We start from the raw sequence: 9,109 nt of genomic DNA on the forward strand, positions 1-9,109 counted from the left end.
GGTCCTGACGAAGCGCGCCTTCGACCTCGCGCTGCCGGGTCAGTGCGCGTATGCGGCAATATGTCGCAAGAAGTGTTGTGCGATGGCTGCGATTCGCAGGTCTGGAACGAGCCGCGTCTGCGCTGCGCGACCTGCGCGATGCCGCTCAACGTCGAACAGACGCGACGCGCGCGCGACGATATCCGCCTGCATTGCGCCGATTGCCTGGATAATCCGCCCGCGTTCAACGACACGCTGACGCTGGCCGACTATCGCGCGCCGCTCGATACGCTCGCCGTCGAATTGAAGTTTCGCGGCCGGCTCGCGGCGGGCGCGGCGTTCGCGCGGCATCTGCATGCGGCGTTCGAGGACAGCGGTCTGCTGCCGCCGGATGTGATCGTGCCGGTGCCGCTGTCGGCCAAACGGCTGATCGCGCGGATACAACCAGGCGTGGGCAATCGCGCGTCCGCTCGCCAAGCGCTTGCGCGTATGCGCCGATGCCACGCTGGTGACGCGCGCGATTCACACCGCGCCGCAATCGAAGCTCGATCTGGACGCGCGCCGCCGCAATGTCGCGACCGCGTTCCGGCTGACGCGCGATGTGCGCGGCCTGCATATCGGCGTGGTCGACGACGTGATGACTTCGGGCGCGACGCTCGATGCCCTCGCCCGCACGCTCAAACTCGCCGGCGCGCGACGCGTGACGAACTTCGTCGCGCTGCGCACGCCGCAGGATTAACCCACGTTTTATCTACGCAACTCATGTTCAACGTCGTACTCGTCGAACCCGAAATTCCGCCGAACACCGGCAACGTGATCCGCCTGTGCGCGAACACCGGCGCGCGCCTGCATCTGATCGAACCGCTCGGCTTTCCGCTCGACGACGCGAAATTGCGCCGCGCCGGGCTCGACTATCATGAGTACGTGCAGATAAACGTGCATGCGAACTGGGATGCCTTCCTCGCGAAGGAAACGCCCGATGCCGCGCGCATGTTCGCCTTCACGACGCGCGGTTCGTCGCCCTTCTTCGATCATGCGTTCGAGCCCGGCGACTGGTTCGTGTTCGGCGCGGAAACGCGCGGTCTCGCGCCCGAATTGTTCGATCGTTTTCCGAACGAACAGCGCGTGCGTCTGCCGATGCGTCCGGGCAACCGCAGTCTAAATCTGTCGAACACGGTGGCGATCGTCACCTTCGAAGCGTGGCGTCAGGCGGGCTTCGAAGGCGGCGCGTGACGCGTATCGACGCGCTTATTCGGCCTTCGCGTCGCGGCTGAGGAGCGCGTTCACCGCATCGCGCGGCGTCACGTTGTCGAACAGCACGCGGCAAACGGCTTCGGTGATCGGCATGTCGATGCCGTGCGATTGCGCGAGACCGAGCACGGCGCGCGCGCATCGCACGCCTTCCGCGACATGACCGAGCGCCGCGAGAATTTCGTCGAGCGTGCGGCCGCTCGCCAGTTGCAGGCCGACCGTGCGATTGCGCGAGAGATCGCCGGTGGCGGTGAGAATCAAATCGCCGAGACCGGTGAGACCGGTGAAGGTCTCCGCGCATCCGCCGAACGCAACGCCCAGGCGCGACATTTCCGCGAGCCCGCGCGTGATCAGCGCGGCGCGCGCGTTCAGCCCGAGACCGAGGCCATCGGAGATGCCGGTGGCGATCGCCAGCACGTTCTTCACCGCGCCGCCCACTTCCACGCCGACGATGTCGTCGCCCGTATAAATGCGCATGGCGCCGTGATGAAACACCTCGACGGTGCGCACGCTCAGCGCCGCCGATGCGCTCGCCACCGTCAGTGCGACCGGCAGCCCGTTGCCGACTTCGCGCGCGAAGCTCGGTCCGGAAAGCGTGCCGTTGCTGCGATGCCCCGGCAATTCCGCCGCGACGATCTGATTGGGAAGCTGCTGCGTGTCGGCTTCGAAGCCTTTGCACAGCCAGAGAATATGCGCGGGCACGACGCCCGCCTGCTGCATCGCGCGACACAGCGCGCGCAAGCCAGCGACGGGCGTGGCGACGACGCATAAGGCGTCATCGGCGGCGGCGTGTTGCAGCGCGATATCGAAATCCGCTTCGAAACGAAGCGCGTGCGGCAGCGACACGCCCGCCAAATAGCGCGTGTTTTCGTGCGTGCCGGAGAGTGTCTCGATGAGCGCGCGATCGCGCGCCCAGAGCATCGTGTCGTGCCGTGTCGCGAGGTGGCCCGCCAGAGCGGTCCCCCACGCGCCGGCGCCGAGAACGGCTACTTTCATGCTCGGCTCCGGATAGGCTGAGAGTGAAGCGGGTTAGTGCGTCGCGCCGTTCGCCGCGCCTTCCTGTGCGCCTGCGATCTGCTGCAGACGTTGCTCGTACAGCGCCTGGAAGTTGATTTCGGCGAGGTGGATCGGCAGGAAGCCGGCGCGCGTGATCGCATCGGCGATATTCGAGCGCAGGTACGGGAACAGAATCGTCGGGCACGCGATGCCGACCAGCGGATCGACCTGCTCGGCGGGAATATTGCGGATATCGAAGATTCCGGCCTGCTTCGCTTCGATCAGGAACGCCACCTTGTCGGTGACCTTGGCCGTGACCGTGCCCGTGACCAGCACTTCGAAGACGCTTTCGGCGAGGCGGTCAGCCTTGACGTCGACTTCGACCTCAACCACCGGCATTTCCGTCTCGAGGAAGATCGCCGGCGAATTCGGCTGCTCGAGCGACATGTCCTTCAGGTAGATGCGCTGGATGTTGAAAAACGGCTGGTTGTTCTCGTCGGACATATTCGTTCCTAAGTATTTCAGTGCGACGCTCGCGCGCCGTGCGTCCGGCGCGAACCGGCCGCGTGTGTTGAGTTCAGGCGGATTCGAGCAGCGGCACGAGACCGCCTTGACGGTCGAGCGCGGAAAGATCGTCGTAGCCGCCCACATGCGTGTCGCCGATGTAAATCTGCGGCACGGTGCGGCGGCCGGTGCGCGTCATCATTTCCTCGCGACGGCCGGGCTCACGGTCGATCAGCACCTTCTCGATGGTTTCGACCCCGCGCGACTTTAAAAGACGTTCGGCCATCTGGCAATACGGGCACACTTGCGTGCTGTACATGATGACGTTCTTCACTTGACTGCTCCTTGTTTCACGACCGGCATGCCTGCCTTCTGCCAGGCATCCACGCCGCCTTCCAGAACGTGGACCTCAGCGTAGCCGGCCTCCGTGACGGTGCGGCTGGCGCGCTGCGATTGTTGACCGGTCTGGCACACGAGCACGACCGGATTGCTCTTATTCTTCGCGATCTGGCCGATTTTTGCTTGGAGCTCCGCCTGCTCGATATTGCGCGCGGAGGGCAAATGCCCCTTCGCGAATTCCGCGGCGGGCCGCACATCGATGACCACGGCGTTGCGGCGGTTGATGAGCGTGGTGGCTTCGGCGGCGGACACGCCGCCGCGTCCCCGTCGTTGCAGGACCGGCCACAGGAGCAGCGCGCCCGATACGAGCGCGATGACGATAAGTGCGATATTGGTGTAATCGGTGAAAAACTTCACATCGAGAGCCGCCGAAATTTAGTGGGAAAGGGAGAAAGGGAAATGAGGGCAATCGGCGCATTATAAAATAACCGTTTCCCGCGATGGCTCCGGCCATCCGGCCGATGGCGACGCCCCGCTCAGTCTGGCAGCTTTCACGGGGTGCGATCGGCGCACCGCTTCTTTAACTGACCGACCTACATATCATGTACAAGCTAGTGCTCATCCGTCACGGCGAATCGACGTGGAACAAGGAAAACCGGTTCACCGGCTGGGTCGATGTGGACCTGACCGAACAAGGCAACCGCGAAGCCCGTCAGGCCGGCGTGCTGCTGAAGGAAGGCGGCTACACGTTCGATATCGCCTACACGTCGGTGCTCAAGCGCGCGATCCGCACGCTCTGGCACGTTCATGACGAAATGGACCTGATGTACCTGCCGGTCGTCCATTCGTGGCGTCTGAACGAGCGTCACTACGGCGCGCTCGCCGGTCTCAACAAGGCCGAAACGGCGAAGAAATACGGCGACGATCAGGTGCTGGTCTGGCGTCGCAGCTACGACACGCCGCCGCCCGTGCTCGAGCCGTCGGACGAACGTGCGTCCTTCAACGATCCGCGTTACGCGAAGGTGCCGCGCGAGCAATTGCCGCTCACCGAATGCCTGAAAGACACGGTCGCGCGCGTGCTGCCGATCTGGAACGAGTCCATCGCGCCGGCCATCAAGGCAGGTAAGCAGGTGCTGATCTCGGCGCACGGCAACTCGATTCGCGCGCTGGTGAAGTATCTGGACAATATTTCCGATCAGGACATCGTCGGGCTGAATATCCCGAACGGCGTGCCGCTCGTCTACGAACTCGACGAGAACCTCAAGCCCATCAAGCACTACTATCTGGGCGATGCCGATGCCATAGCGGCCGCGCAAGCCGCCGTCGCCAAGCAGGGCAAGGCCGGCTGATGCTGCATTGCGGGCGTCGTGCAACGGCGCGATGCCCGCATCGAAAACCGACCTGACGCGGCGCTGACGCAGCGTCGGCGCCGCTGTCATGTCGAGACGAACGCGTGCACATCGGAAGGGGAAACCTTCAGGCATTTAAGTTGCGATTAAGTCGCCAATTAAGGTGACCGGTTATACTGGCCCGTCACCTACGATGCAGCCCATTCGATTCCGACCGCAATCCCCTATGCGAAAGAACCTGAAAAACTTCGGCCTGGTCGCCGCAGGCGTTGCTGCCGGCGCACTCCTCACCCTGCAGATTTCCGCGTCCGCACAACAGGCTGCCTCATCGCCCTTACCGTTCGATCAGTTGAGGCTATTCGCCGAAGTCTTCGGGCAAATCAAGCACGAATACGTCGAACCGGTCGACGATAAAAAGCTCCTCACCGCCGCCATCAAGGGCATAGTGTCGAGCCTCGATCCGCACTCGTCGTATCTCGACAAGACCGATTACGAAGAACTGCAGGAGCAGACCAAGGGTCGCTTCGCGGGTCTCGGTATCGAGATCTCGTCCGAAGACGGCCTCATCAAGGTCATCTCGCCGATCGAAGACACGCCCGCGTTCCGCGCCGGCATCCGTCCGGGCGATCTGATCACGCGCATCAACGACAAATCCGTGCGCGGCATGACGCTGGACAAAGCCGTCAAGCAGATGCGCGGCGAACCGGGCACCAAGATCACGCTGACCATCTTCCGCAAGAGCGACGACCGCACGTTCCCGCTCACCGTCACGCGCGCGCTGATCAGGGTGCAGTCGGTGAAGATGAAGGTGCCGGAACCGGGCTACGGTTATATCCGCATCACGAGCTTCCAGGAGCGCACGGTGCCGGACCTCGCCGCGAAGCTGCAAGACCTCGCGCGCCAGCAGCCGAACCTGAAGGGCCTCGTGCTCGATCTGCGTAACAACGGCGGCGGTCTGCTGCAAAGCGCGGTCGGCGTCGCGGGCGCGTTCCTGCCGGATAACGCCGTCGTCGTGTCGACAAACGGTCAGATCGCGGACGCGAAGCAGACCTTCCGCGACACCTACGACAACTATCGCCTGCCGTCTTTCGATTCCGATCCGTTGAAGAACGTACCGGAGATCTTCAAGAAGGTGCCGATGGTCGTGCTGACCAACGCGTATTCGGCGTCGGCATCGGAGATCGTCGCGGGCGCGCTGCAGGATCATCATCGTGCGCTGATCGTCGGCAAGACGACCTTCGGCAAGGGTTCGGTGCAAACCGTCCGTCCGATGACCGCCGACACCGCGCTGCGTCTGACCACGGCGTACTACTACACGCCGAGCGGCAAGTCGATCCAGAACCAGGGCGTGCATCCCGACGTTCCGGTCGATCAATACGCCGACGGCGACCCCGACGACGCGCTCGTCACGCGCGAAGTGGATTACTCGAACCACCTCGCGAACACGCAGGATCCGAACGAGAAGAAGGAACAGGAACAGCGCGAGAAGGATCGTCTGGAGCAACTGCGTCTGCTCGAAGAGCAGAACGACAAGAAGACGCCGGAACAGCGCCGCAAGGATCGCGAGCGTCCGCCGGTCGAGTTCGGCAGCAAGGACGACTTCATGCTCCAGCAAGGCCTGAACAAGCTGGAAGGCAAGCCGGTCGTCGAGTCGAAGTCGTTCGCCGAGCGCAAGCTGGCGCAGAAGAAGCCTGAGCCTTCGGCATCCGCGCCGACGGTGTCGCCGCCCGCGCTGCCGGCTACGCCGGGTTCGTCGCCGGCGTCGAGTGCGCAGCCGGTGTCGTCGCCGACGGCTCAGTCGAAGTAAGCTATCCTGGATAGTCGTTCGAACGGCTTCGCGGTTCATCACCGCGAAGCCGTTTCTCTTTATGGCGCTTAAAATACCGCGATGAACGACGATCAACTCCTCCGCTATTCCCGCCATATCCTCGTCGATGAAATCGGCATCGAGGCGCAGCAGCGCTTTCTCGATGCGCATGCGCTGATCATCGGCGCGGGCGGGTTGGGCGCGCCTGCCGCGATGTATCTCGCCGCATCGGGCGTCGGAAAGATCACGCTGGTGGATGCGGACACCGTCGACCTCACCAACCTGCAACGGCAGATCGTGCACGCGACGCGCTCGGTCGGACAGACGAAAGTGGAATCGGCGAAAGAGACGTTGAACGCGTTGAATCCGGAGATCGACGTCATCGCGATCAATGCGCGTGCCGACCGGGAATGGCTCGACGCCAACCTGCCCGGCATAACTGTCGTGCTCGACTGCAGCGACAACTTCGCGACGCGTCACGCGATCAACGCGGCGTGCGTCGCGCATCGCGTGCCGTTGGTGTCGGGCGCGGCGTTGCGCTTCGACGGACAAATCAGCACCTTCGATTTCCGCTCGGCCGATTCGCCCTGCTACGCGTGCCTGTTTCCGCCCGATCAGGAATTCGAAGAAGTCGCGTGCTCGACGATGGGCGTGTTCGCGCCGACGGTCGGCATCATCGGCGCGATGCAGGCGGCGGAAGCGCTGCGCGTGATCGGCGGCTTCGGCGAAACGCTCGCGGGCCGGCTGATGATGCTCGACTCGCTGCGCATGGAATGGAACACGATGAAGATCGCGCGGCAGCCGGATTGCCCGGTCTGCGGCGCGCGCTGATTCAGACCTTCTGCAAACGCGCGAGCGCGGCCTGCAATTCTTCCGGCTCGTAGGCCGCGAGCACATCGGCGACGGGCTTGTCGAATGCCTTCAGATTCGAGCGTAAAATCTCCTGCTTCACGACCAGCAACTGCGACGGATGCATCGAAAACTCGGTCAAGCCGAGGCCGAGCAGCAGACGCGTAACGGTCGGATCGCCCGCCATTTCACCACACACCGAAATAGGCACGCCCGCTTTCTTCGCCTCGCGCAGCGTGTACGCGATCAGATTCAGCACGGCCGGATGCAGCGGATCGTAGAGATGCGCGACGGCGTTATCCGCGCGATCGATCGCCAGCGTGTACTGGATCAGATCGTTCGTGCCGATCGACAGAAAATCGAGCCGCGATAAGAACAGCCGCACCGCGATGGCCGCCGCCGGAATCTCGATCATCGCGCCGACCTGAATCTTGCGGTCATACGCGATGCCCGCTTCATCCAGTTGACGCTTCGCCTCGCGGATCAGATCGAGCGTCTGGTCGATCTCCTGCGCGTGCGCGAGCATCGGAATCAGAATCTTGGTCGGGCCGAACGCCGACGCACGCAAAATGGCGCGGAGCTGCGTGGTGAACATTTGCGGCTCGGACAGGCTCCAGCGGATCGCGCGCAGGCCGAGCGCCGGGTTCGGCGCGGTCTCGTAGCCGTCGCCCGCGCTCATCGAATCGAGCGGCTTGTCCGCGCCGACATCGATCGTGCGGATCGTCACCGGCTTGCCGTTCATCAGCTCGATTGCGCGCTTGTACGCCTCGAACTGCTCCTCTTCTTCGGGCAACTGATCCTTGTGGTTCATGAAGAGGAATTCCGTGCGGAACAGGCCGACGCCCATCGCGCCCGCTTCCACCGCGACTTGCGCATCTTCCGGCAACTCGATATTCGCGCACAGTTCGATCTTCGTGCCGCACAGCGTCTGCGTCGGCGAGAACTTGAGGCGTTGCAGCTTGCGCTGTTCGAGCAGTTTCTCGCTCTGCCGATACGAATACTCTTCGAGCACGATCGGCGCCGGATCGACGATCACGATGCCGTGGTCGCCATCGACGATGATCAGATCGTTCTGACGAATCAACACGCTCGCCTGCTGCACGCCGACGCTCGCCGGAATGCCGAGACTGCGCGCGACGATCGCCGTATGCGACGTGCGGCCGCCGAGATCGGTGACGAAGCCCTTGAACGCCTGCGTCTTGAACTGGAGCATGTCGGCCGGCGCGATATCGTGCGCGACGACGATCATCTCGTTGTGGCCGTTGCTCGCCACCGTATTCGCCACCAGCGAAGCCGTGGTCGGCGCGCCCGCCAGCGCCTTCAGCAGACGCTCGACGACCTGCTCGACGTCCGCTTTGCGCTCGCGCAGGTATTCATCCTCGATCTCGTCGAAGAAGCGGCCGAGGATTTCCAGTTGTTCCGTCAGCGCCCATTCGACGTTGTAACGGCGCGTGCGGATCAGATCGAAGGTTTCCTGAACGAGCATGGCGTCGTTCAGGATCATCATGTGGACGTTGATGAACGCGCCCATTTCGCTGGGCGCATCGGCGGCGAGGTCGGAGCGCAGCGCTTCGAGTTCGGCGGCGACGGCCGACTGCGCCGCGTTGAAGCGTTCGATCTCGGCATCGATCTGGTCGGGCTCGATCAGATAGTGAGCGACATCGAGCGCGGCCGGCGCAATCAGATACGCCCGCCCGATGGCGATGCCGCGTGAAACGGGAATTCCGTGCAGCGTGAAGGACACGCGCGCCTCCTTCTAATTGTGTCGCCATGCCATGCAAGGCTATGGTGTTGACGCGGTCCTCGAGTCCGCGGCGGGCGCATGGACCGCGCGATCATTATAAGTTCGAACGATCGCGAAGGCTCGAAACGGCGGGTTGCGCGCGCGTGCATGCCGCGCCGGGCGGACGATCGGCATAGGGACGGCCAGCAAGCTGGCCGGTCCCCTGCCACACCACCCTGCCACACCACCCGGCGTGCGGGTCCGCACCGGGCGGTTCGGGAAGTTGAGGTTATGTGAGGCGAGGCATGCCAA

The 9,109-nt window shown here is 63.6% G+C and carries 11 protein-coding genes; 5 read left to right on the forward strand and 6 right to left on the reverse strand.

Annotated features, from left to right (window positions below):
• Positions 1 to 39 precede the first annotated feature (39 nt).
• On the reverse strand, positions 40 to 456 hold the full coding sequence (locus BVER_RS36215) for a hypothetical protein (protein ID WP_370444225.1): 417 nt from the start codon (positions 454 to 456) through the stop codon (positions 40 to 42).
• Positions 457 to 460: 4 nt separating this feature from the next.
• Here BVER_RS36215 and BVER_RS36220 point away from each other — a divergent pair, with 4 nt between their 5' ends.
• The gene (locus BVER_RS36220; protein ID WP_370444226.1) at positions 461 to 718 is read left to right on the forward strand and encodes a ComF family protein; all 258 of its coding nucleotides are present in this window, start codon (positions 461 to 463) and stop codon (positions 716 to 718) included.
• A 23-nt stretch (positions 719 to 741) separates the two neighbouring features.
• Entirely contained in the window at positions 742 to 1,212 is a 471-nt protein-coding gene (trmL, locus tag BVER_RS10460) for a tRNA (uridine(34)/cytosine(34)/5-carboxymethylaminomethyluridine(34)-2'-O)-methyltransferase TrmL (protein ID WP_050453247.1), read from the forward strand.
• A 15-nt stretch (positions 1,213 to 1,227) separates the two neighbouring features.
• Here the strand turns inward: trmL and BVER_RS10465 are convergent, their stop codons facing one another.
• The 4 genes from BVER_RS10465 to BVER_RS10480 all read right to left on the reverse strand — a co-directional run bounded on the left by BVER_RS10465 (position 1,228) and on the right by BVER_RS10480 (position 3,486).
• Positions 1,228 to 2,226 (reverse strand): NAD(P)H-dependent glycerol-3-phosphate dehydrogenase, encoded by a 999-nt coding sequence (locus BVER_RS10465; RefSeq protein WP_050453248.1) that lies wholly within the window; start codon positions 2,224 to 2,226, stop codon positions 1,228 to 1,230.
• Positions 2,227 to 2,259: 33 nt separating this feature from the next.
• Entirely contained in the window at positions 2,260 to 2,730 is a 471-nt protein-coding gene (gene secB / locus BVER_RS10470) for a protein-export chaperone SecB (protein WP_050453249.1), read from the reverse strand.
• Between the two features lie 73 nt (positions 2,731 to 2,803).
• Positions 2,804 to 3,064 (reverse strand): glutaredoxin 3, encoded by a 261-nt coding sequence (grxC, locus tag BVER_RS10475; protein WP_157055995.1) that lies wholly within the window; start codon positions 3,062 to 3,064, stop codon positions 2,804 to 2,806.
• Complete coding sequence (locus BVER_RS10480; protein WP_050453250.1) at positions 3,061 to 3,486, reverse strand: rhodanese-like domain-containing protein; 426 nt, start codon at positions 3,484 to 3,486, stop codon at positions 3,061 to 3,063. The genes grxC and BVER_RS10480 overlap by 4 nt, the downstream gene beginning before the upstream one ends.
• A 185-nt stretch (positions 3,487 to 3,671) precedes the next feature.
• Here BVER_RS10480 and gpmA point away from each other — a divergent pair, with 185 nt between their 5' ends.
• The 3 genes from gpmA (at position 3,672) to BVER_RS10495 (ending at position 7,056) form a co-directional block, all read left to right on the forward strand.
• Positions 3,672 to 4,418, forward strand: coding sequence for a 2,3-diphosphoglycerate-dependent phosphoglycerate mutase (gene gpmA, locus BVER_RS10485; RefSeq protein WP_050453251.1), 747 nt, complete (start codon positions 3,672 to 3,674; stop codon positions 4,416 to 4,418).
• A 226-nt stretch (positions 4,419 to 4,644) separates the two neighbouring features.
• Positions 4,645 to 6,225 (forward strand): S41 family peptidase, encoded by a 1,581-nt coding sequence (locus BVER_RS10490; RefSeq protein ID WP_050453252.1) that lies wholly within the window; start codon positions 4,645 to 4,647, stop codon positions 6,223 to 6,225.
• Positions 6,226 to 6,306: 81 nt separating this feature from the next.
• A complete protein-coding gene (locus BVER_RS10495) occupies positions 6,307 to 7,056 on the forward strand; it encodes a HesA/MoeB/ThiF family protein (protein WP_050453253.1) in 750 nt (249 codons plus the stop codon).
• A gap of 1 nt (position 7,057) precedes the next feature.
• Here BVER_RS10495 and ptsP read toward each other — a convergent pair whose 3' ends face one another.
• Positions 7,058 to 8,818: a phosphoenolpyruvate--protein phosphotransferase gene (gene ptsP / locus BVER_RS10500; RefSeq protein ID WP_050453254.1), complete on the reverse strand. Its 1,761-nt coding sequence runs from the start codon at positions 8,816 to 8,818 to the stop codon at positions 7,058 to 7,060.
• Positions 8,819 to 9,109: the final 291 nt, after the last annotated feature.

Source organism: Candidatus Burkholderia verschuerenii (assembly GCF_001189365.1).
GTDB lineage: Bacteria > Pseudomonadota > Gammaproteobacteria > Burkholderiales > Burkholderiaceae > Caballeronia > Caballeronia verschuerenii.

What these genes read in the sequence shown, in the direction of transcription:
- trmL (WP_050453247.1), top strand. Translation starts at nt 742, where the DNA reads ATGTTCAACGTCGTACTCGTCGAACCCGAAATTCCGCCGAACACCGGC.
- BVER_RS10465 (WP_050453248.1), bottom strand. Translation starts at nt 2,226, where the DNA reads ATGAAAGTAGCCGTTCTCGGCGCCGGCGCGTGGGGGACCGCTCTGGCG.
- secB (WP_050453249.1), bottom strand. Translation starts at nt 2,730, where the DNA reads ATGTCCGACGAGAACAACCAGCCGTTTTTCAACATCCAGCGCATCTAC.
- gpmA (WP_050453251.1), top strand. Translation starts at nt 3,672, where the DNA reads ATGTACAAGCTAGTGCTCATCCGTCACGGCGAATCGACGTGGAACAAG.
- BVER_RS10490 (WP_050453252.1), top strand. Translation starts at nt 4,645, where the DNA reads ATGCGAAAGAACCTGAAAAACTTCGGCCTGGTCGCCGCAGGCGTTGCT.
- BVER_RS10495 (WP_050453253.1), top strand. Translation starts at nt 6,307, where the DNA reads ATGAACGACGATCAACTCCTCCGCTATTCCCGCCATATCCTCGTCGAT.